The 20,684-nt window shown below is 69.9% G+C and carries 23 protein-coding genes; 6 read left to right on the top strand and 17 right to left on the bottom strand.

Annotation, left to right across the window (positions count from 1 at the left end):
• Positions 1-68 precede the first annotated feature (68 nt).
• The 3 genes from rpsO to G528_RS0103140 all read right to left on the bottom strand — a co-directional run bounded on the left by rpsO (position 69) and on the right by G528_RS0103140 (position 2,059).
• Positions 69-338 (bottom strand): 30S ribosomal protein S15, encoded by a 270-nt coding sequence (gene rpsO / locus G528_RS0103150; RefSeq protein WP_026917706.1) that lies wholly within the window; start codon positions 336-338, stop codon positions 69-71.
• A gap of 130 nt (positions 339-468) precedes the next feature.
• Positions 469-1,035, bottom strand: a complete 567-nt coding sequence (locus tag G528_RS0103145; RefSeq protein WP_026917705.1) for a hypothetical protein — start codon at positions 1,033-1,035, stop codon at positions 469-471.
• Positions 1,036-1,069: 34 nt separating this feature from the next.
• The gene (locus tag G528_RS0103140; protein WP_084638008.1) at positions 1,070-2,059 is read right to left on the bottom strand and encodes a bifunctional riboflavin kinase/FAD synthetase; all 990 of its coding nucleotides are present in this window, start codon (positions 2,057-2,059) and stop codon (positions 1,070-1,072) included.
• Between the two features lie 72 nt (positions 2,060-2,131).
• Here G528_RS0103140 and G528_RS0103135 point away from each other — a divergent pair, with 72 nt between their 5' ends.
• Positions 2,132-2,830, top strand: coding sequence for a metal-dependent transcriptional regulator (locus G528_RS0103135; RefSeq protein WP_026917703.1), 699 nt, complete (start codon positions 2,132-2,134; stop codon positions 2,828-2,830).
• Positions 2,831-2,840: 10 nt separating this feature from the next.
• Here G528_RS0103135 and truB read toward each other — a convergent pair whose 3' ends face one another.
• The 3 genes from truB to G528_RS0103120 are packed head-to-tail and all read right to left on the bottom strand — an operon-like array spanning position 2,841 to position 5,405.
• Positions 2,841-3,740 (bottom strand): tRNA pseudouridine(55) synthase TruB, encoded by a 900-nt coding sequence (gene truB, locus G528_RS0103130; RefSeq protein ID WP_026917702.1) that lies wholly within the window; start codon positions 3,738-3,740, stop codon positions 2,841-2,843.
• Position 3,741: 1 nt separating this feature from the next.
• Positions 3,742-4,425, bottom strand: coding sequence for a 4'-phosphopantetheinyl transferase family protein (locus G528_RS0103125; protein ID WP_026917701.1), 684 nt, complete (start codon positions 4,423-4,425; stop codon positions 3,742-3,744).
• The gene (locus G528_RS0103120; protein ID WP_026917700.1) at positions 4,422-5,405 is read right to left on the bottom strand and encodes a metallophosphoesterase family protein; all 984 of its coding nucleotides are present in this window, start codon (positions 5,403-5,405) and stop codon (positions 4,422-4,424) included. Before G528_RS0103120 ends, G528_RS0103125 begins: the two co-directional genes overlap by 4 nt.
• Before the next feature lie 126 nt (positions 5,406-5,531).
• Here G528_RS0103120 and G528_RS0103115 point away from each other — a divergent pair, with 126 nt between their 5' ends.
• Positions 5,532-5,864: a GNAT family N-acetyltransferase gene (locus G528_RS0103115; protein ID WP_026917699.1), complete on the top strand. Its 333-nt coding sequence runs from the start codon at positions 5,532-5,534 to the stop codon at positions 5,862-5,864.
• A 57-nt stretch (positions 5,865-5,921) separates the two neighbouring features.
• Here the strand turns inward: G528_RS0103115 and G528_RS0103110 are convergent, their stop codons facing one another.
• The 7 genes from G528_RS0103110 to G528_RS0103085 all read right to left on the bottom strand — a co-directional run bounded on the left by G528_RS0103110 (position 5,922) and on the right by G528_RS0103085 (position 13,506).
• Positions 5,922-7,196 carry an MATE family efflux transporter gene (locus G528_RS0103110; protein ID WP_026917698.1) on the bottom strand — a complete coding sequence of 425 codons (1,275 nt, stop codon included), beginning with the start codon at positions 7,194-7,196 and terminating at the stop codon, positions 5,922-5,924.
• A 20-nt stretch (positions 7,197-7,216) separates the two neighbouring features.
• Positions 7,217-8,173, bottom strand: a complete 957-nt coding sequence (locus tag G528_RS0103105) for a DHH family phosphoesterase (RefSeq protein WP_026917697.1) — start codon at positions 8,171-8,173, stop codon at positions 7,217-7,219.
• A complete protein-coding gene (gene rbfA, locus G528_RS0103100) occupies positions 8,154-8,627 on the bottom strand; it encodes a 30S ribosome-binding factor RbfA (RefSeq protein ID WP_026917696.1) in 474 nt (157 codons plus the stop codon). Before rbfA ends, G528_RS0103105 begins: the two co-directional genes overlap by 20 nt.
• Positions 8,628-8,629: 2 nt before the next feature.
• Positions 8,630-11,356, bottom strand: a complete 2,727-nt coding sequence (gene infB, locus G528_RS0103095) for a translation initiation factor IF-2 (RefSeq protein ID WP_026917695.1) — start codon at positions 11,354-11,356, stop codon at positions 8,630-8,632.
• 101 nt (positions 11,357-11,457) lie between these two features.
• A complete protein-coding gene (locus tag G528_RS18140) occupies positions 11,458-11,685 on the bottom strand; it encodes a YlxR family protein (protein WP_245569654.1) in 228 nt (75 codons plus the stop codon).
• Positions 11,686-11,778: 93 nt separating this feature from the next.
• On the bottom strand, positions 11,779-12,831 hold the full coding sequence (nusA, locus tag G528_RS0103090; protein ID WP_026917694.1) for a transcription termination factor NusA: 1,053 nt from the start codon (positions 12,829-12,831) through the stop codon (positions 11,779-11,781).
• 63 nt (positions 12,832-12,894) lie between these two features.
• Positions 12,895-13,506, bottom strand: coding sequence for a ribosome assembly cofactor RimP (locus tag G528_RS0103085; protein ID WP_035718913.1), 612 nt, complete (start codon positions 13,504-13,506; stop codon positions 12,895-12,897).
• A gap of 119 nt (positions 13,507-13,625) precedes the next feature.
• Between G528_RS0103085 and G528_RS0103080 the strand changes: the two genes are divergently transcribed.
• Together G528_RS0103080 and G528_RS0103075 are read left to right on the top strand one after the other, a co-directional pair.
• Positions 13,626-14,201, top strand: a complete 576-nt coding sequence (locus G528_RS0103080; RefSeq protein ID WP_026917692.1) for a hypothetical protein — start codon at positions 13,626-13,628, stop codon at positions 14,199-14,201.
• Entirely contained in the window at positions 14,198-14,623 is a 426-nt protein-coding gene (locus G528_RS0103075) for a ferritin-like domain-containing protein (RefSeq protein ID WP_026917691.1), read from the top strand. Before G528_RS0103080 ends, G528_RS0103075 begins: the two co-directional genes overlap by 4 nt.
• 25 nt (positions 14,624-14,648) lie before the next feature.
• Here the strand turns inward: G528_RS0103075 and G528_RS0103070 are convergent, their stop codons facing one another.
• Complete coding sequence (locus G528_RS0103070) at positions 14,649-16,379, bottom strand: proline--tRNA ligase (protein WP_211220596.1); 1,731 nt, start codon at positions 16,377-16,379, stop codon at positions 14,649-14,651.
• A 60-nt stretch (positions 16,380-16,439) separates the two neighbouring features.
• Between G528_RS0103070 and yaaA the strand changes: the two genes are divergently transcribed.
• Positions 16,440-17,183, top strand: a complete 744-nt coding sequence (gene yaaA / locus G528_RS0103065; protein WP_026917689.1) for a peroxide stress protein YaaA — start codon at positions 16,440-16,442, stop codon at positions 17,181-17,183.
• Between the two features lie 11 nt (positions 17,184-17,194).
• Here yaaA and G528_RS0103060 read toward each other — a convergent pair whose 3' ends face one another.
• The 3 genes from G528_RS0103060 to G528_RS0103050 are packed head-to-tail and all read right to left on the bottom strand — an operon-like array spanning position 17,195 to position 19,882.
• Complete coding sequence (locus tag G528_RS0103060; RefSeq protein WP_026917688.1) at positions 17,195-17,647, bottom strand: hypothetical protein; 453 nt, start codon at positions 17,645-17,647, stop codon at positions 17,195-17,197.
• Entirely contained in the window at positions 17,644-18,867 is a 1,224-nt protein-coding gene (cobA, locus tag G528_RS0103055) for a uroporphyrinogen-III C-methyltransferase (RefSeq protein WP_026917687.1), read from the bottom strand. The genes G528_RS0103060 and cobA overlap by 4 nt, the downstream gene beginning before the upstream one ends.
• A 31-nt stretch (positions 18,868-18,898) precedes the next feature.
• The gene (locus G528_RS0103050; protein ID WP_026917686.1) at positions 18,899-19,882 is read right to left on the bottom strand and encodes an acyl-ACP desaturase; all 984 of its coding nucleotides are present in this window, start codon (positions 19,880-19,882) and stop codon (positions 18,899-18,901) included.
• 120 nt (positions 19,883-20,002) lie between these two features.
• On the opposite strand from G528_RS0103050, the gene G528_RS0103045 reads away from it, so the two are divergent.
• Positions 20,003-20,656 carry a response regulator gene (locus G528_RS0103045; RefSeq protein ID WP_026917685.1) on the top strand — a complete coding sequence of 218 codons (654 nt, stop codon included), beginning with the start codon at positions 20,003-20,005 and terminating at the stop codon, positions 20,654-20,656.
• The last annotated feature ends 28 nt before the right edge of the window (positions 20,657-20,684 follow it).

The raw sequence follows: 20,684 nt of genomic DNA, 5'->3' as shown, positions 1-20,684 counted from the left end.
CCGAAAGACGACTCCGGCCGCGCCACCATGCGGTGACGCGGCCGGAGGAGTAGCCGAGTGGGTGACGATCAGCGACGCAGTCCGAGGCGCTCGATGAGCGAACGGTAGCGGGTGATGTCGACGCTCGCGACGTACTTGAGCAGACGGCGGCGGCGGCCGACGAGCAGCAGCAGACCGCGACGGCTGTGATGATCGTGCTTGTGGTGCTTGAGGTGCTCGGTGAGGTCGGTGATGCGCTTGGTCAGCAGCGCGACCTGCGCCTCCGGCGAACCGGTGTCGGTCTCGTGCAGGCCGTACTCGGTGAGGATGGCCTTCTTCTGGTCAGTGGTCAACGCCATGACAGATCTCCTTGTTTCAGTTCCGTGCTCCAGACCCTGCACCAGCAGGGAGGCGCGCCGCCACGGACCGCAGCTGACACCAGCGGAGAAGTCTACCAGGAGGGTCGTGTGGAGACCGAATCGTTCGACGTCAGCCGACGATGCGGATCTCGGCGCCGTCCGGCGCCCACGAGCCGATGATGACGGCGACGACTCCGAGCACCGCACCGCCGACGATGCCGATCAGCAACGGTCTCGCCCGCCTATGCGGTTCGACGAGGACCACCGAGACCGCCCCTCCCAGGGTCGCGGTCGCGGCAGCAGCTGTGCTCAGGATCAGGCCCCACCCCGGCCCCAGGAGGTCGACGAAGGCCTGGTCGGCTCCGATCTGTTGAACCGTGTCGAACATCATCCGCTCCGGCAACAGCCATCCCAGGACAAGGACCCCGATCAGCGCTGCGATCCCCAGCGTCGCGGTCGCGACACCCGACCACATCGGCCGGAACCACGCAGCGCCCGCCGCGACCAGCAACATCAGTCCGAGGCCGATCAGCACCCAGCCGATTGGATGCGTCGCCAAGGTCTGTTCGAAGCCGTACGCCCCGGTCCCCGCGATGCGCAGCCCCGACAGTCCCAACTCGTCCGTCGTCCGCCACACACCGACCGATCCCACGATCAGCGCGATCCCGGCCGCCCCGGCGACAGCGGAGGTCGCCACGCGCGTGACGGTTCCCGCCTCGCCTGCGCCCGCCTCACTCGGTGCGATTGTCAACGCCGTCGTCCTCCGCCGCGAGGATCGTGCGAGTCCGGTCGACGTCGTCGGTCATCGCCGCGATCAACGACTCGACGCTGTCGAAGGGCTCCATCCCACGCAGCCGCGCCACGAAGTCGACGGCCACGTGCTGCCCGTAGAAGTCGGCGTCCACATCGAGGACGTACGCCTCGACCGTCCGTACCCGACCGGAGAACGTCGGATTGGTGCCGACCGAGACGGCTGCCGGATAACGCCGACCGAGGGTGATGCCCTCCGGCTCCGTCGCACTGTCGAGCACCGTGAACCAGGCGGCATAGACACCGTCTCCCGGTACGGCCGCGTGTTCGGGCGGCGCGACGTTGGCGGTCGGGAACCCCAGATCGCGCCCGCGGCGCTCCCCGTGGACGACGACGCCCTCGACGCGATGCGGCCGACCGAGAGCCTCTGCGGCCAGTTCGACGTCACCCGACGAGATGCACGAGCGGATGTACGTCGAGGAGTACGTCACCGTGTGCTCGCCGAAGAGCGACACACCGGTCACTTCGAAGCCGAACCGCTCCCCCAGATCACGCAACTTCGGGACGTCGCCGGCCGCCTTGTGGCCGAAGGTGAAGTTGTCGCCGACCACCACCTCGGCGGCGTGAAGCTGCTCCACCAGCACCGAGTGCGCGAACTCCTCCGGGGTCTGCGAGGCCATCGTGGGATTGAACGGGAGAACGCAGAAGACGTCGATGCCGAGTTCCTCGGCGAGGTCGGCACGCCGGCGCAGCGTCGACAGCTGCGGGGGGTGCGTCCCCGGCCGGACGACCTCCATCGGGTGCGGGTCGAACGTCATCAGCACCGACGGGACTCCGCGCTCGGCCGCGGCACGGGTCGCCGCCGCAATCAACTGCGCATGCCCGCGATGCACACCGTCGAACACGCCGATGGTGACCACGCACCGCCCCCAGCCCGCCGGGACATCGTCCAAACCTCGCCAACGCAACACACCACCAGGGTACGACTCCCCCGCCGAACCGGCACGCACCAGGTGACCGCCCGGATGGGTAAGGTCATGGTCATGCCCGACACTCGCCCGGTGAGCGAACTCACCTCGGTCACACAGGATTACCTGAAGGTCATCTGGACGTCCCAGGAGTGGTCGGAGACGAAGGTGACCACCAAGCTGCTCGCCGAGCGGCTCAACGTCTCACCGTCCACCGCCTCGGAGGGCATCCGCAAACTGGCCGACCAGGGACTCGTCGATCACGCACCCTACGGCGCCGTCACCCTCACCGACCAGGGGCGCGTCGCCGCCGTCGGGATGGTCCGTCGACACCGGCTCTTGGAGACGTTCCTCGTCCGCGAGCTCGGTTACGGCTGGGACGAGGTGCACGCCGAGGCCGAGATCCTCGAACACGCCGTCTCCGAACAGCTGTTGACCCACATCGACGCGAAACTCGGCCACCCCAAACGGGATCCGCACGGTGACCCGATCCCGGCGGCCGACGGCACCGTTCCGGAAGCCGGTTCGCTGCAGCTCGCCGACCTCGACATCGACGAGTCCGGCGTCATCACGCGGATCTCCGACGCCGACCCCGAGATGCTGCGGTACTTCGAGGAGATCGGCGTCAACCTCGACTGCACCGTGCGCGTCACCGAGAAGCGGCCGTTCGCCGGGACCATCACGGTGTGCGTCGACGGCTCCGAGCCGATCCACCTCGGCGACCTCGCCGCCCGCGCGATCTTTCTCGACGGCCTGCAGACGGCGACCCGTTAGCAGTCGACCGTCAGCGCAGCGTCGCGGGACGAACCACCATCACCGAGCTCGCCCGTCGGCCCTTCTCCTGAACCAGGGCGATCGCGCGGCCCGCGGGGTCGACCACCGTATACACGCCGGCCATCCCGATCGGCGTCAACCATCGTCCCTGACTGATCGACTCGGCCTCGTCGTCGCTGATGGCACGGTGCTCGAAGCACAGTTTGGCGGCGTCGTCGATGCCGAGGCTCACCCCGGGGGCGGCGGCGATCTCGTCGAGCGTGCGCGCGCGGGTGAGATCGAAGGGACCGACCTCGGTGCGTCGCAGTGCGGTGAGATGCCCGCCGACCTCGAGCGCCGCTCCCAGGTCGCGGGCGAGGGAGCGCACGTAGGTTCCCGACGAACAGGTGACGGCGACGTCGAGATCGACGAACGCGCCGGTCCGCCGCGTCGCGGTGACCTCGAAGCGGTGAACGGTGACGGGGCGCGCCCGCAGCTCGAAGTCCTCACCGCTGCGCGCCAGGGCGTGTGCGCGACGACCGTCGACCTTGATCGCCGAGACCCGCGCCGGGATCTGCTCGATGTAGCCGGTCAGGGACGCGACGACGGCGGTGATCTCGGCGTCGGTGACTCCGCCGGCATCCGCGACGGTCAACGGCTCGCCCTCGGCGTCGTCGGTGGTCGTGGACTGGCCGAGCCGGATCGTCGCGGTGTACGACTTCGTCGTCAGCGAGAGCAGTCCCAGGAGCTTCGTCGCCCGCTCGATGCCGACGACGAGGACTCCGGTGGCCATCGGGTCGAGTGTGCCGGCATGCCCGACACGTCGGGTCCCGAAGGCTTTGCGGCAACGGGAGACGACGTCGTGGCTGGTGATGCCGGCCGCCTTGTCGACGATGAGGATGCCGGCGTTCTCGATGGAGGCGTCTGCCATGTCAGGTGAGCGCAATCGTGGTGAGGATCAGACCGTTGGCGATCTGCCAGCGGCCGGGCAGCGTCAGCAGCGGCGGTCCGCCGTCGATCGCCGCACCGTCGATCAGGATGGTCGATGTGAATGTACCCGCGGGCTCACCGGCCGTGCCGACCGCGTCGTCGCGGTCGAAGACGATGTGGGCGTCGGCGAACCCGAGCCAGCGGTGCGTGAGCGGGAACCACGCCTTGTAGGTGGCCTCCTTGGCGCAGAACAGGAGCCGATCCCAGTGCAGGCCGTCGTCGTGCGCGGATCGGGCGGTCAGAACGTCGCGCTCGGCTTCGATGCTGGTGTGTCCGAGCACCCCGTCGGGAAGGGGCGCGTGCGGTTCGGCGTCGATGCCCAGTGACCGGATCTGCATCGAGTATGCGGTGACCGCCGCTCGGTAGCCGTCGCAGTGGGTCATGCTGCCGACCACGTGGCGCGGCCACACGGGCATGCCGCGTTCGCCGCGGAGGATCGGCACCGGTTCGACGCCGAGTTGGCCGAGAGCGCGGCGCGCGAGGTGCCGCGCGGTGGTGAATTCGCGGCGTCTCTTCTCGACGGCCGACGCGATCAGCGGTTCCTCGGCGGGAAGGACGCTCAATCCGTCCGGGTCTCCGAACGAGTCGGCGGCACCGACGCCGCGCGGCATCAGGTCCTCGATCACCGGTCGCCGCCCTCGGCCCGCGTGTTCGACTGTGCGCGCCGGGCGTGCAACCGTTCGACCCTCTCCCGGAATTCGGCGGCCTTCTCCTGATAGTCGGGTGGCAGTTCGAACCGGGCACCCAGCTCGTTGAGGTCCTCGGGTCGGAGTCCGTCGTCGGGGGCGATCTTCCGGAGCAGCGGTTCGGGCAGCCCGCGACGTGTCCACTCCCGCGGGTACCCGACCGAGACCTCCTCGAACCGGACGCCGTCGTACCAGGTGGTGCGGGGTATGTGGAGATGGCCGTAGACGCAGGCCGCCGCCCGGTAACGGACATGCCAGTCGTCGGTGAGTTCGCTGCCGCACCACAGTGCGAACTCGGGGTAGATCAGCGCGTCGCACGGTTCGCGTCGCAGCGGCCAGTGATTGATGAGGATCGTCGGTTCGGCGGGGTCGATGGCGTCGAGTCGCGCACGGGTGGATTCGATCCGTGCCCGCCCCCAGGCGTCTCGCGTGCCGAACGGTTCGGGCGACAGGAGGAATTCGTCGGTCGCCACGACGTGCCGTTCACGAGCCAGCGCGAGGGCCTGCAGAGCCGTCGACGTCCCCTCGGGCCGAAAGGTGTAGTCGTACAGCAGGAACATCGGGACCACGCGGACGGGTGCGGTGCCGTCGCCCGGATCGAAGAGCGGGTAGATGTCCTCGGGCGTCACGACGCCGAGGTCGCGGCACGCCTGCACGAGGTAGTCGTAACGTGCGACGCCGAAGATCTGCAGCGGATCCTTGGCCGTGGTGTAGAGCTCGTGGTTCCCCGGCACCCACACGACGGTGTGGAATCTGTTGCGCAGTCGTCGCAGCGTGTCGACGATGTCGTCGGTGCGTTCGGCGACGTCGCCGGCGACGATGAGCCAGTCTCCGGGATCGGTCGGCTGGATCTGATCGAGGATCGTCCCGTTCCCGCGATGCGAGACGTGCAGATCGCTGATCGCCCAGAGGGTTGCCATGCGACCCATCGTGCCACGCTCCCGGGTGTGACCGTCCGGGGTCCCGCCGGGGCCTCGCCCCGACTCCGCACGGACGTCGGTCGCCAATTACGATGCGCACGCCCATGTCGGGGGTATTTTCGAAGCATGACCCCGCCCGTTCCCGTACCGCCGCCCACCGTCACGCTGTCGCCCGCACCGCTGCTGCGTCACTTCCCCGATCGGGATCGCTACGAACTGTGGTCCGGCAACGAATTGATCGGCGTCGCGGGGTACGAGCGCCGCGCCGACGGAACGATCGTCCTGCTGCACACCGTGGTCACCGAGAAGTACGGCCGCGCCGGCTTCGCCCGCCTCCTCGTCATGTCCATGCTCGACGACCTCGACGCAGCCGGAACCCCGTTCGTGCCCGTGTGCACCTACGTCCAGAAGTTCCTCGAGCGCTTCCCGCAGTATCGGGCCGGCACGGTCGACACCTGACAAGCGTTTCCGCATCGTGTGAGGCTGGACCGATCGGGGTTGCCGGACCGGGCTCCGCTACTTCACCCACGCCCCGCTGCGGACCCGCCAGACGGTCGCAACGAGCCGAGTCAGCATGAATGCCATGAGCCCGCTCCAGATGCCGGCCAGTCCCCAGCCGAACGCCCACGACAGCCAGATGACCGGCAGAAACACACCGACCGCACCGGCGAGGGTCGCGGTTCGCAGGAACGCGGCATCGCCGCTGCCGAGGAGCACCCCGTCGAGAGCGAAGACCACACCGGCGACCGGCAACATGACCACGAAGAACCACCACGGCGTCCGCATCGCCGACAAGATCCCGTCGTCATCGGTGAAGATCCGCGGGATCACCCCCACCCCGGCGGCCAAGACCACGCCCACCACCACCGACACCGCGACAGAGACGATCGTCGCACGCCGGGCCGCCGACCGTGCACCGGCGAAGGCCGCCGCTCCCAACGCCGCACCGACGAGTTGCTGCGCCGCGATCGCCAGCGAGTCGAGGAGCAGCGCCGTGAACTCCCACAACTGCAGGACCACCTGGTGTGCCGCCACCTGTGCCACACCGAACCGGGCGGCGACCGCGGCCGCCGAGACGAAGCAGACCTGGAACGACGCGCTGCGGAGCACGAGGTCCCGGGCCATCGTCAACTGTGCCCGGATGACGGGCCAATCGGGTGCGATCCGGCCACCGTTCTCCCGGACCAGTCGTGTCGCGAACGTCGCCCCTGTGATCGACTGACCGGCGAGATTGGCCCAGGCACTGCCGTGCAGACCCAGCTGCGGCAGACCGCCGACACCGTGCACCAGACCGATGCACAGGGCCCCCGCCGGAACCAGTCCGGCCACCACGTAGATCACCGGCCGACGCGTGTCCTGCACCCCGCGCATCCACCCGTTGCCCGCCATCGCCAGCAGAATCAACGGAACCCCGAACACCGCGATCCGCAGCCACTGGGCGGCCTCGGCCGCGACCTCGGCATCGGGGACCAGCACCGCGGTGACCCGCGGAGCCGACAGCTGAGCGACGACCACGATGAGACCGCCGACGCCGAGCGCGATCCAGCTCGCCTGGACCCCTTCGGCGACGGCACGCGCACGGTCACCCGCGCCGAACGCCCGGGCCGACCGCGCCGTGGTGCCGTAGGACAGGAACGTCAGCTGGGTGCTGATCACGGCGAGCACCAGGGTGCCGACCGTCAACGCCGCCAGTTCGACGGCCCCGAGGCGCCCCACCACGGCCAGGTCGAGGATCAGGTACAGCGGGGGCGCGATGAGCACGACGAGTGCCGACGCCGCGAGCCGAAGCATCTCCCGCACCGATGCCGCCCTCAGAGGGTGGCGCGCAACCGCGCGATCACGTCGTCGCGCGTCCCGGTGTCGCTGTACCCGGACGCCCGCACATGACCGCCGCCGCCGAGGGAGCGCGCGATCGGGACGAGGTCGACCACCGTCTTACTGCGCAGCGACACCGCCCAACGGCGACTCCCGACCTCCTTGAAGACCGCGGCGACCTCCGCCTCGCGTGCGGTCCGCACGACGTCGATCACACTCTCGGCCTCGTCCCAATTCATCTCCGCCATCTGGTCGGCGGTGACGACGGCGTAGACGAGTCCGAGTCCGCCGCACGCGGTCTCGTCGAGGACGGACGACTCCAGCACGTCCGAGAGCATGCGAAGCCACCGGTACGGATGCGAGTCCAGCAGGGTCCTGCTCCACCTCGCGGCATCCACGCCCGCCTCGGTGAGTCGGGCGGCGATCGCGAAGGACGCCGGACGCGCCCATTTGAACGACCCGGTGTCGGTGATCAGACCGGCGTACAGGCACGTGGCGATGTCGACGGTGAGCGTCGCACCCAGCGCATCGATCACTCTGAGCACGATCGCCGTCGTGCAGTCCGACTCCGGATCGATGAGGTCGAGATCGGCGAAACCGGGATTCGACACGTGGTGATCGATGCAGATCGTCACCGGTGCGGCCGCCAGGACGGCCTCGAGTTCACCGAGACGGCCGGCCGTCGCGGCGTCGACCGCGACGACGACGTCGGCCCGCTCGAGGGATCCCGCGTCCACGAGGAGATCGGTTCCCGGCAGCTCCCGCAGCGGACCGGGGAGCCGTTCCGGGCCGGGAAACGCGCACTGCACGCGTTTCCCCGAGTCCCGCAGCGCCGAGCCGAGACCCAACGCACTCCCGATGGTGTCGGCGTCGGGTCGGACGTGACTGACGATCGTCACCGACTCGGCCCGCCCGAGCGCCGCGGCCACCGCCTCACTCGACGTCGGGTTCACCCGATCCGACCTCGCCTTCCGGCGCGTCGTCGTGACGGTAGGGGTCGGCGTCGCCGGCCGGCCTCGCGTCTCGGGCCGCGCGGGCCACCAGTTCGTCCTGGGCGCGCGCCCGGGCCAGCAGCTCGTCCATCGCCCGTGTCGCATCGGGCACCGAGTCGAGCTCGAACCGGAGAGTCGGGGTGAACCGCACACCGGTCCCGGCCCCGACCTTCGACCGGAGGGCACCGGTGGCGGCCGCCAGACCCGCCGCCGCTTCCGCGACGTCGGGTTCGGCGTCCACCGACTCGCCCATGACGGTGTAATACACCGTCGCGTCATGCAGATCACCGGTCACGCGACAGTCGGTGATCGTGACGTGGGCGAGCCGGGGATCCTTGATCTCCGTCCCGATCGCCGAGGCGACGATCGTGGTGATCCGCTTCGCGAGCCGCTGGGCTCGTGCAGCATCGACCATTCTCAGTCCCGTGCCTTCTCGACCATCTCGTAGACCTCGATCACGTCGCCGACCTTGATATCGCTGTAGGTGAGGGTCAGACCGCATTCGAAGCCCTCGCGGACCTCCGTCGCATCGTCCTTCTCCCGCTTGAGCGAGCTGATCGTGAGATCGTCGGAGACCACCGTGCTGTCGCGCAGCAGACGCGCCTTGGCGTTCCGTCGCACGATGCCGTCCTTGACCATGCAACCGGCGATGTTGCCGACCTTGGACGACTTGAAGATCGCACGGATCTCGGCGTGGCCGAGTTCGGACTCCTCGTAGATCGGCTTGAGCATGCCCTTGAGGGCCGCCTCGATCTCCTCGATCGCCTTGTAGATGATCGAGTAGTACCGGACCTCGACGCCCTCGCGGTTGGCGAGCTCCGTGGCCTTGCCCTCCGCTCGGACGTTGAAGCCGATGATGATCGCGTCCGACGCCGCAGCCAGGTTGACGTTGGTCTCGGTGATGCCACCGACACCGCGGTCGATGACGCGCAGCGAGACCTCGTCGTCGATCTCGATCTGGAGGAGCGCCTCCTCGAGCGCCTCGACGGTGCCCGAGTTGTCGCCCTTCAGGATGAGGTTGAGCTGGCTGGTCTGCTTGAGCACCGAGTCCAGGTCCTCGAGGCTGATCCGCTTGCGGCTCCGCGCGGCCAACGCATTGCGCTTGCGCGCATTGCGGCGGTCGGCGATCTGGCGTGCGGTGCGGTCCTCCTCGACGACGAGGAGGGTGTCGCCCGCCCCCGGCACCGAGGTGAAGCCGATGACCTCGACCGGACGCGACGGCATGGCCTCGGACACGTCGTCGCCGTGCTCGTCGACCATCCGACGCACGCGACCGTACGCGTCGCCCGCGACGATCGAGTCGCCGACGCGCAGGGTGCCGCGCTGAATCAGGACGGTGGCCACCGGACCGCGTCCGCGGTCGAGGTGTGCCTCGATGGCAACGCCCTGCGCGTCCATGTCCGGGTTCGCCCGCAGGTCGAGCGAGGCGTCGGCGGTCAGCAGGACCGCTTCGAGCAGCTGGTCGATGTTGAGTCCCTGCTTGGCCGAGATGTCGACGAACATGGTCTCGCCGCCGTAGTCCTCGGGGATCAGGCCGTACTCGGTGAGCTGTCCGCGGATCTTCGCGGGGTCGGCGCCCTCCTTGTCGATCTTGTTCACCGCGACCACGATCGGCACCTCGGCCGCCTGGGCGTGGTTGAGCGCCTCCACCGTCTGCGGCATGACGCCGTCGTCGGCGGCGACCACGAGGATCGCGATGTCCGTCGACTTCGCGCCGCGGGCACGCATGGCGGTGAACGCCTCGTGGCCCGGGGTGTCGATGAAGGTGATCAGGCGGTCCTCGTCGTTGAGGTGGGTGTTCACCTGGTACGCACCGATGTGCTGGGTGATGCCACCGGCCTCGCCGCCGCCGACGTTCTCCTTGCGGATGGTGTCGAGCAGGCGGGTCTTGCCGTGGTCGACGTGACCCATGACGGTGACCACCGGCGGACGCTGCGCGAGGTCCTCTTCGCCGCCCTCGTCCTCGCCGAAGGTGAGGTCGAAGCTCTCCAGCAGTTCGCGGTCCTCGTCCTCCGGGCTGACGACCTGGACGACATAGTTCATCTCCGACCCGAGCAGCTCCAGGGTCTCGTCGTTCACCGACTCGGTCGCGGTGACCATCTCGCCGAGATTGAACAGGGCCTGGACCAGTGCTGCCGGGTTGGCATCGATCTTGTCGGCGAAGTCCGACAACGACGCACCGCGAGCGAGACGGATCGTCTGACCGTTGCCGTGCGGGAGCCGGACGCCGCCGACGACCGGTGCCTGCATCGAATCGTATTCTTGACGCTTCTGTCGCTTCGACTTGCGACCACGTCGGGGTGCGCCGCCGGGACGGCCGAAGGCGCCGGCTGCGCCGCCGCGACCCCGGCCGCCGCCACCGGGGCGACCCCGGAAGCCGCCGCCCGGTGCGCCCGGACCGCCCTGGCGGAAGCCGCCGCCACCGCGACCGCCGCCACCGCCGCCGCGGCCGCCGGGCCGGGCGTCGGGACGCGCCGCGCGCTGGGGCATCGCTCCGGGGCTCGGGCGCGGAGGCATGTTACCGGGGGTGGGACGCGCGCCGCCGCCGGGACGGGGACCGCCCTGGCCGCCGGGGCGAGCTCCGCCGCCCGGACGCGGTCCGCCCTGGCCCGGGCGTCCGCCCGGACGGGGGCCGGCCGGCCCCGGACGGGGTGCGGGCGACGGCGTGGACGAGAAGGGGTTGTTGCCGACACGCGGCTGCCGCGGCGCCGCCGGACGGGGTCCGGGACGCGGTGCGGGCGCCGGCTTGGGTCCCGGTGCAGGACGCGGGGCGGGGGCCGACTCGGCGGCCGCGGGTTTCGCGGGCTCCGGCTTCGTCTCCGGCTCCGGTGCGGTGTCGGGCTTCGGATCGGCCTTGGCCGCGGGCTTGGGGCCGGGCTTGGGACCCGGTTTCGCCGCGGCGGGCTTGCCGCCGGTCGGCTTGGCGCCAGTGGCCTTGCCGTCGGCTGCCTTGGCCGGGGTTGCGTCGCCGGACGCTCCGCCGGCGGAGTCGAAGGATTCGCGAAGACGACGGGCCACGGGGGCCTCAACCGTCGACGACGCGGACTTGACGAACTCGCCCTGCTCCTTCAGACGTTCCAGCACTGCCTTGCTGGGGACGCCGAGCTCTTTGGCCAATTCGTGAACGCGGGCTTTGCCTGCCACTGCTCTCCTCACTTGGAGGTCGAGCGGGCTGCCCGCGCGACCTCGGTTTATTCAGTAAACGTGCTCATCGTGGAGACTTCACGGTGTGCTCATGTCTTCTGCTACCTGTCCTGGCTCCCTGCGGAGCCCTCATGTCTGATCCCACCGATCGTCTCGGCGAGATCCTCTGGTCTCACGACGGCGTCGCGAGCCCGAAGTGCCACTCCGAACGCCCTGCGCCGCAGTGCCTGTGACAGACACTCGTCACTGCGGTGCAACCAGGCGCCTCGTCCCGGCAAGCGCTTGCGGTCGTCGACCACCACGCGCGCCTCGCTGTCCGCGCTGCGCACAACCGCCAACCTGATCAGGTGTGAGACGTGATCGCGGCGGCGGCATCCGACGCAGGTGCGCGTCGGAGGTGTCGGCTCTCGAAGGGCCACCGATCAGTCTAGCTCATCGGCAGACGCTGTCGCGCCCGCGTCACCCTCGTCGGCCAGTCGGGGCTCCCCGCCCCCGGCGTCGGACCTGATGTCGATCCGCCATCCGGTGAGGCGCGCGGCGAGACGTGCGTTCTGGCCTTCCTTGCCGATCGCCAGCGACAGCTGGTAGTCGGGGACGACCACGCGCGCCGCCTTCTGCTCGTGATCGACGACGGTGACCGAGACGACCTTCGCCGGCGACAGCGCGTTGCCGACGAACTCGGCCGGGTCGGACGCGTAGTCGATGATGTCGATCTTCTCCCCCGAGAGCTCGCTCATGACGTTGCGGACCCGCTGGCCCATCGGCCCGATGCAGGCGCCCTTCGCGTTGAGTCCGTCGACGCCGGTGTGCACGGCGATCTTCGAGCGGTGTCCGGCTTCGCGGGCAACAGCGACGATCTCGACCGATCCGTCCTCGATCTCGGGGACCTCCAGGGAGAACAGTTTGCGGACGAGATGCGGATGAGTCCGCGACAGGGTGATCTGCGGACCGCGGACGCCGCGAGTGACGCCCACCACATAGCATTTGATGCGGTCGCCGTGCCGGTAGACCTCGCCGGGAACCTGCTCGGCCTGCGGGAGCACCCCTTCGGTCGCGTTGGCGTCGGCGCCGATCTGCACCACCACCATGCCCCGGGCGTTGGCTTTGGCGTCGGCCTGCACCACGCCGCCGACGACCTCGCCCTCGTGGGCGACGAGTTCACCGTAGGTGCGTTCGTTCTCCGCGTCGCGGAGCCGTTGGAGGATCACCTGGCGCGCGGTGGTCGCCGCGATCCGTCCGAAGCCCTCGGGGGTGTCGTCCCATTCGTGGACCACGTTCTGGTCGGCGTCGAGCTCCTGAGCCAGCACGCGGACCTCGCCACTCTTGCGGTCGATGTCGATGCGGGCGTGCGGCGCGAAGCCGTCGGTGTGCCGGTACGCGGTCAGCAGAGCCGTCTCGATGGCCGAGAGCACGGTCTCGATCGAAACTCCCTTGTCGGCTTCGATCAGACGCAGTGCGCTGATGTCGATGTGCATGGTGGCGACTCCTATTCGCTTGTCGGGTTGAGTTGTCGGATCGGTCGACGGCGCCGGTTTCGTCTATCCGCCGGACGGGGTGCCGCGCCGCAGGTCGATCTCCCGGTCGTCGAGGCCGCAGGCCCGGAGTTCGGCCGCGCCCGGGCGGCTGAAGTCGACCTGGACGGTCGCCGTCTCGACGGCGCTCAACGGGACGACGACACTACCGATGCGTCCCTTGTCGGCCGTCACCAGGGTCACGCGGGGCCCGTCCTCCCCTGCTCCTCCCGGGTCCCCTGCTTCTTCCGGGCCGCCGGCGCCGGAGTCGAGGGGGCCGACTCGCGCGGTGACCGTCCGGGGCTCGCCGTCGACGGTGTGGGTCACCGTCACCCGGCGTCCACGGGCGCGACGCCAGTGACGTTCGGCGGTGAGCGGTCGGTCGATCCCGGGAGTCGTCAGTTCCAGCTCGTACGGCTCGTCGCCGAGCGCGTCCGACGCGTCGAGCACGTCGTCGAGGGCTCGGCTGACGTCGGAGAGGTCGTCGAGGGTCGCGCCCGAGTCACGGTCGACCACGATGCGCACGCGTCTCCCGCCGGCGGCGGACGAGACGGCGATCTCCTCCACGTCGAATCCGAGTTCGGTCAGCACGGGTTCGACGATGGTGCCGATCTCACCGGTCAGGGAGTCGCCCGTCATCGGCAGCATCCTCTCCACGTGTGTCTCGGCCGACCGTCGGACCGGCCTTCGAGTGTAGTCGACGACGCGGGCTGGCAGAATCGACGACCGTGAGCCCAGTTCCAGTGAGCCCAGTTCCCGTGAGCCCAGTGCCGCACCACGACCGTCCCTCCCGCGGCGAGAAGTCTCCCGAGGGTCCGAGCAGCCGTCGCGCGTCGAACGAGCGGAGCGTCGGGCGACGGGCCGTCCTGCGCACGGGGGTGGGTCTCGGCGTCGCGGTCGGTGTCGGCTGGTCGGTGACCGGGTGCACCGACGAGGCGTCCGCGGACGAGGATCGTGCCCGCGCACTCCTGCCGCACGCACAGGCTGCGTTTCGGCAGCAGAAGGCCGCCACCGCACTGGCGCCGCGCGTCACCGAGTACACGGCCGCCGTCACAGTGGTCGCCGAGCAGCGACGCGCCCACCTCGCGGCCTTGCGCGACGAGATCGCGCGACTGCATTCGTCGCTCGTCGACGACATCACGGCCGCTCCCGCAGACCCCGCGGCCACACCCGCGCAGCCGGCCCCGGATTCGGTGCAGAAGTTGCGCGACCAGATCGAGCGATCCGCCGACGGCGCGGCGCGCACCGCGGTCCGACTCGACGGGTACCGCGCCGGTCTCCTCGGATCGATCAGCGCCTCCTGCCACACGCTTGCGAAGGTCCAACTCACATGAGCCAGAACTCCGCCCTGGCCACGGCCGCCGACGCCGAGAACACCGCGATCTTCGCCTACGGCGTCGCCACGGCCTTCACGACCGCCGACGACCGCTCCGCGGTCGCGGAGTACATCGCCGCCCACCGGGTGCGGCGCGACGAGCTCAACGCGCGGCTGTTGACGGCAGGCGAGTCCGAGCGCACCCCGGCGGCCGGGTACACGCTGCCCGTCGACGTCACCGACGACGCCTCGGCCGCGACGGCACTGCTGGCTGCCGAAACCGAATGCGCCACCGCCTACCGTGCACTGTTGGAGCAGGCCGACGAACAGGCGGTTCGCCGTACCGCCGTCGATGCGCTCACCGAGTGCGCACTGCGGGCGACACGGTGGCGGTCGGTCTCCCGCACGTCACCGCTGACCGTCCCCTTCCCCGGACAGTGACGACGGCCGCGAGCGGGCCTGGGGATCAGCCGCGGACCGCGGTGGTCACCGCCTGCACGGCGTCGGCGATCGGCGCCGTCTCCGCACTCCCGGTGAACCGGTCGCGGATTTCGATGGTGCCGTCGGCCCAGCCCCGGCCGACGACCACGACCACCGGCATCCCCAGGAGTTCGGCATCCTTGAACTTCACGCCCGGTGAGGCCTTCCGGTCGTCGAACAGCACCGACAGTCCGGCGACGTCGAGCTGTTCGGCGAGCTGCTCGGCACCGAGTACGGCCTGCTCGTCCTTGTTCGCGACGACCAGGTGGACGTCGTAGGGTGCGACCTCGCGCGGCCAGCGCAGTCCCACCTCGTCGTGCATCTGCTCGGCGAGGACGGCCACCGCCCGCGAGACGCCGAGCCCGTACGACCCCATCGTGGGGCGCACCGGCTTGCCGTTCTCGCCGAGCACGTCGAACGAGAAGGCGTCGGTGTACTTGCGCCCGAGTTGAAAGATGTGGCCGATCTCGATGCCCTTCGCGGTCTCGAGCACGCCGCGACCGTCGGGCGACGGGTCTCCGGCGCGCACCTGCGCCGCCTCGATGACGCCGTCGGGCGTGAAGTCTCGACCGCAGACGAGATCGACGTAGTGCTTCCCCTGTTCGTCGGCGCCGGTGATCCAGCGGGTGCCGGTCACCACCCGGGGGTCGACGAGGTAGGTGAAGCCGGCCGCCTGGACGGCCTTGGGGCCGATGTACCCCTTGACGAGGCTCGGGTTGGCGGCGAAGTCGCTGTCCTCGAGCAGGTCGACCTCGGCCGGCTCCACGGCGGCCTCGAGCCGCTTCATGTCGACTTCGCGGTCGCCGGGGACGGCGACCGCGGTGATCTGCCATTCACCGCCCGGGCGACGGATCTTGACCATCACGTTCTTGAGTGTGTCGGCGGCCGTGTAGTCGCCCTCGAGCGTCCTGTTCGCCCACTCGACCAGCGTCTCGATCGTGGGGGTGTCGCCCGTCTCGCGGACCGTTGCGGCGGGGAGTCCGTCGAGGGGACGGTCCTCGGGGACCGGCGTCTCGACGGCCTCGACGTTGGCCGCGTAGTCCGACTCCGTGCTGCGCACGAAGGTGTCCTCGCCGACATCGCAGACCGCCAGGAACTCCTCGGATCTGCTGCCGCCCATGGCGCCCGCGGTCGCGGCGACGATGACGTACGTGATCCCGAGCCGTTCGAAGATCCGCTGATAGGCGGCCCGATGGTCGTCGTACGACGCCTGCAGTCCGGCATCGTCCAGATCGAAGGAGTACGAGTCCTTCATGACGAACTCGCGTCCCCGCAGGAGCCCGGCACGCGGACGCTCCTCGTCGCGGTACTTCGTCTGCACCTGGTACAGCGTCACCGGAAGATCTTTGTACGAGCTGTACTCGCCCTTCACCAGTCGGGTGAACATCTCCTCGTGCGTGGGCCCGAGAAGCATGTCGGCGCCCTTGCGGTCACGCATCCGGAAGAGCGTCGGCCCGTACTCGGTCCAGCGGCCCGTGGCCTCGTAGGGTTCGCGAGGCAGCAGTGCGGGCAACAGGATCTCCTGGGCGCCGATCGCGTCCATCTCGTCCCGGACGATGCGCTCGACGTTTCGGAAGACTTTGAGGCCCAACGGCAGCCACTCGTAGACCCCCGGGGAGCTGCGGCGCACGTATCCGGCGCGCACGAGCAGCTTGTGGCTGGGCACCTCCGCGTCGGCGGGGTCGTCGCGAAGAGTGCGCAGGAACAGGGTCGACATCCGTGTGATCACGATCAACCAGCCTAATGGGCGCGACGCACCGTTGGTTAGGGTGGTCGCGTGCGCGTGATCCTGCCTCCCTCGGAGACCAAGTCGACCGGCGGCGCGGGCGCGCCCCTCGACCTCGACGCCCTCGCCCTGCCCGAACTGACCCCGCTGCGGCGCAGGTTGGCCGACGCCGTCGTGGCGCTCGCGTCCGACCTCGACGCCTCACGCGCCGCCCTGGGGCTCGGGGCGACCGCGATCGACGAGGTCGAACGCAACGCCGACCTCTGGGAGTCCCCCACCCGTCCGGCCATCACCCGGTACACCGGTGTCCTCTACGACGCCCTCGACTACCCGGGGCTGACACGGGCGGGCAGGGCGAAGGCCGCCGACCGACTGCTGATCGGCTCGGCGCTGTTCGGTGTCGTCGCGGCGACCGATCCCATCCCGGCCTATCGGCTCTCCGGCGGATCCCGCCTGCCCGGCTTCGGCACCCTGGCGTCCGAGTGGAAGCCGGTGCTGTCCCCCGCCCTCGACACCCTCGACGGCCTGGTCGTCGACCTGCGGTCGGGCGCGTACCAGAAGCTGGGTCCCGTCCCGCACGCCGTCACCGCCACGGTCGTCACCGAAGCCGCCGACGGCACCCGCAAGGTCGTGAGCCATTTCAACAAGCACCACAAGGGGCTGGTCGCGCGCGATCTGGTCCGCACGCGGCGAGCCGTCCGCGACGTGAACGCGGTGGCCGCCGTCCTCGCCGACGCGGGCCGTCGGGTGGAGGTCAGCGGAGACCTCGAGATCACGGTCGTGACCGAGGGCTGAGCCCGGCCCGGTCAGCGCGCCTGAGGAAAGAACCAGCCGTCCTCGTCGACGCCGGTCGGCTCGTCACCGATCCGCGCCTCGACCACATCGCCGAGCTGTGCCCGGTGAGCCCGCACGCGCCCGTAGAGGTACGCCCCCGTCATCCCGATGACACCGGTGATGAGTCCGACGATCATCTGCAGATGTCCCGACTCGGTTCCGGAGTCGGCGGAGATCCGATAGATCCACCCGTTGAAGGCGATCACCGCCAGGGCGCCGAAGGTCAACGGCCCGACGAACACGGTCAGCGCGGTCGCCGGCATCAACGCGATGCCCGCCCGCCTGCGGTAGACCTGCCAGGCCGTCAGGACCACGACGGCGGCGGCGACGAGAGCGGCGGTGACCGCCGGGTGCAGCCACCACGCGCCGACGGCCGCGGCCGCCAGGAACAGTCCCGACACTCCGGCCGCCAGGGGCGCGGTCATCGGCCGAACCCCAGTGCGTCGTCGACGTCGGTGAACCCCGCGACCGGACCGATGACGGCGATCGCCGGCGCGATCAGCTCTTCGCGGTCCGCGGTCTGCCCCGCGTGCGCGAGATCGGTGCGCAGCAGACGCTGGTCGGCGCGGGAGGCGTTCTCGATGAAGGCGACGGGGGTGTCGGCGGGTCGGCCGCCGTCGAGCAGTGCGCGCGCGAAGTCGTCGATCCGCTTCACCGCCATCATCAGCACCAGCGTTCCACGCAGTCGGGCCAACGCGTCCCAGTCGGTGAGTGAATCGGGATGGCCGGGGGGAACATGTCCGGACACGATGACCACCTCGTGCGTCACCCCGCGGTGGGTGACGGGGATGCCCGCGAGTCCCGGCGCCGCGATCGGGCTCGCCACGCCGGGAACGGCGATCACGGGCACCCCGGCGGCCACGCAGGCCTGCAGTTCTTCGAAGCCGCGCCCGTAGACGTAGGGGTCGCCGCCCTTGAGACGGACGACGAACTTACCGGCCCGCGCACGATCGACGAGGATCTCGTTGATCCGCTCCTGACGCATCGCGCGGCCGTACGGCACCTTGGCGGCGTCGATGACCTCCACCTGGGGGCCCAGCTCGTCGAGCAGCGCGATGGGCGCCAGCCGGTCGGCGACCACGACGTCGGCCTCGGCGAGAAGCCTTCGGCCGCGCACCGTGATGAGGTCGGCGTCCCCCGGACCGCCGCCGACCAACGCCACGCCCGCCTCATGCCGCCGACCGTCGTCGACGGCCAGGGACGTCCCGTCGGCGAGCGCCTCGGAGATGGCGGCGCGGACGGCCGCCGAGCGTCGATGGTCGCCGCCGGCCAGGACGCCGAACTGCAGATCGCGGTGGACCCCCGACGCCGGCGTCACCGCCGTCCCCCGCTTCGCGTCGTCGGCGCGGACGCAGAAGACGCGGCTCCGCTGCGCCTCGTCGACCACCGCGGCGTTGACTGCGGGATCGTCGGTGCAGGCCATCGCGTACCACGCTCCGTCGAGGTCGCCGTCGGCGTATGCCCGACGATGGACGGTCACGGCGACCTCCGATTCGACGGCGGGCGTGGGGTCGACGGCGATCACGTGGACGTCGGCGCCGGAGGCGATGAGGTTCGGGAGCCGCCGCTGGGCGACACCGCCGCCACCGACGACCACCACGCGGCGACCGTTGAGGTCGAGACCGGCCAGGTAATGGGCGTGCATGGCCTCCGAGCTTACCGGGGGCTCGATGCGCTCAGACCGGCAGTTCGCCGCGTCGCCGCGCACGCTCGAGCGCACGCTGGCGGGACTCCTCGAAACGGGTGACCTTGACGTCCATCTGTTCGAGGAACTCGGCCAGCCGCTCCCGGTACATCTGGCCCAGCGGACCGAAATCGTCGCGTGAGAAGATCCGCCATTTCCGCAGCACCGGCAGGACGACGTCGGACAGGTGCTGCGGAAGATCGTAGATGCCGCCCTTGGCGATCAGCACCGCGTTGCGACGGAAGTTCGGCATCGAGGCCCCCGGCATCTGGAAGTTCGAGACGATCGTGTAGATCGCCGCCATCGTCTCGTCGGGCACCAGATCGAGCGCACCGGCGACCACGTTGCGATAGAACAGCATGTGGAGGTTCTCGTCGGCGGCGACGCGCTGAAGCATCCGGTCGGCGATCGGATCACCGCACGCCTTGCCGGTGTTCCGGTGACTCACCCGGGTCGCCAGTTCCTGGAACGAGACGTAGGCGACGGCGTACAGCATGTCGAAGCTGTGGTCCCGCTGCCCGTCGTCATCCGGCAGCGGATCGAAGCCGCCCGTCATGTGCTGCATCCGAGCGGCCTCCAACGCCACCGGATCCACCCCGCGGGTGACGACCAGGTAGTCGCGCATCACGATCGAGTGCCGCATCTCCTCGGCCGTCCACCGTCCGACCCAGAATCCCCAGGCGTCGTCGAGGCTGAAGTTCTCGGCGATCACCCGGTGATAAGACGGGAGGTTGTCCTCGGTGAGCAGGTTCGTGATCATCGCGGCCTTCGCCGTCTCCGAGAGCGTCGACTGCTCCGGGTCCCAGTCGACGCCCCCGAGCGCCGCGAAGTTGCGACCGTCATCCCAGGGCACGTAGTCGTGGGGATTCCAGTCCCGCGTCATCGTCATGTGGCGGTTCACCTCCCGTTCGCAGACGGGCAGGAGTTCGCGCAGCAGGTCCGAACCGGTCATGGCAGAGGAGATCACGGGGGTCATACCTGTCCACCGTTCCGGATCCGGGGGACCGAATCACGGGGCGAAGGTCCCGAGCAAATGAGGCCCCGAGTCACCGCTTCACCTGCTGTTACGTCCCCTCCACTGCGGTAGCGTCGAGGTATGACCGACACGTCCCCGCCCTGTCGCGTGTTCCTCGTCGACGATCACGAACTGGTTCGTCGAGGCCTGCGCGACCTCCTCGGAACCGCCGACGACCTGGAGGTGGTGGGTGAGGCCGCCACGGTCGCCGAGGCGACCGTCGGCATCGCGGCCACCGAACCCGATGTGGCCGTCCTCGATGTGCGTCTCCCCGACGGCAACGGTGTGGAGCTGTGCCGGTCGGTGCGCAGCGCCCGACCCGAGACGCACTGTCTCATGCTCACCAGCTACGCGGACGACGACGCCCTGCTCGCCGCCGTCCTCGCCGGCGCCTCCGGGTTCGTCCTCAAACAGATCCTCGGACACAATCTCATCGCCGCGGTCCGCACGGTCGGCGCCGGCGGCTCCCTGCTCGACGATCGCAGCACGGCCGCTCTGCTGGCCCGACTCCGCGACGGCGAGCCCGACGACCCGCTGGCCCGACTCACCGGCCAGGAGCGGGAGGTCTTCGGGCTCATCGGCCAGGGTCTCACCAACCGGCAGATCGCCGACCGCATGTTCCTGGCGGAGAAGACCGTCAAGAACTACGTCTCGCGCATCCTGGCGAAACTCGACATGCAGCGTCGGACCCAGGTGGCCGTCCTGGCGACCGAGCTCCGCGGTCGGGGCCACTGAGTGCCCCGGCGGTCGGGGCCGCCGAGTG

It is taken from the genome of Gordonia shandongensis DSM 45094 (assembly GCF_000423025.1).
GTDB classification, from domain to species: Bacteria; Actinomycetota; Actinomycetes; order Mycobacteriales; family Mycobacteriaceae; genus Gordonia; species Gordonia shandongensis.
The sequence above is the reverse complement of the archived record's forward strand: the minus strand, read 5'-3'. Positions and strand labels throughout refer to the sequence as shown.

Coding starts and splice junctions, on each gene's coding strand:
- G528_RS0103135 (WP_026917703.1), top strand. CDS start 2,132: ATGCCCGACACTCGCCCGGTGAGCGAACTCACCTCGGTCACACAGGAT.
- G528_RS0103110 (WP_026917698.1), bottom strand. CDS start 7,196: ATGCTTCGGCTCGCGGCGTCGGCACTCGTCGTGCTCATCGCGCCCCCG.
- rbfA (WP_026917696.1), bottom strand. CDS start 8,627: ATGGTCGATGCTGCACGAGCCCAGCGGCTCGCGAAGCGGATCACCACG.
- G528_RS0103070 (WP_211220596.1), bottom strand. CDS start 16,379: ATGTCGACCCTGTTCCTGCGCACTCTTCGCGACGACCCCGCCGACGCG.
- G528_RS0103045 (WP_026917685.1), top strand. CDS start 20,003: ATGACCGACACGTCCCCGCCCTGTCGCGTGTTCCTCGTCGACGATCAC.
- G528_RS0103120 (WP_026917700.1), bottom strand. CDS start 5,405: ATGGCAACCCTCTGGGCGATCAGCGATCTGCACGTCTCGCATCGCGGG.
- G528_RS0103050 (WP_026917686.1), bottom strand. CDS start 19,882: ATGACCCCCGTGATCTCCTCTGCCATGACCGGTTCGGACCTGCTGCGC.
- G528_RS0103085 (WP_035718913.1), bottom strand. CDS start 13,506: ATGACGGGCGACTCCCTGACCGGTGAGATCGGCACCATCGTCGAACCC.
- G528_RS0103075 (WP_026917691.1), top strand. CDS start 14,198: ATGAGCCAGAACTCCGCCCTGGCCACGGCCGCCGACGCCGAGAACACC.
- G528_RS0103060 (WP_026917688.1), bottom strand. CDS start 17,647: ATGACCGCGCCCCTGGCGGCCGGAGTGTCGGGACTGTTCCTGGCGGCC.
- truB (WP_026917702.1), bottom strand. CDS start 3,740: ATGGCAGACGCCTCCATCGAGAACGCCGGCATCCTCATCGTCGACAAG.
- nusA (WP_026917694.1), bottom strand. CDS start 12,831: ATGCACATCGACATCAGCGCACTGCGTCTGATCGAAGCCGACAAGGGA.
- rpsO (WP_026917706.1), bottom strand. CDS start 338: ATGGCGTTGACCACTGACCAGAAGAAGGCCATCCTCACCGAGTACGGC.
- cobA (WP_026917687.1), bottom strand. CDS start 18,867: ATGCACGCCCATTACCTGGCCGGTCTCGACCTCAACGGTCGCCGCGTG.
- G528_RS0103115 (WP_026917699.1), top strand. CDS start 5,532: ATGACCCCGCCCGTTCCCGTACCGCCGCCCACCGTCACGCTGTCGCCC.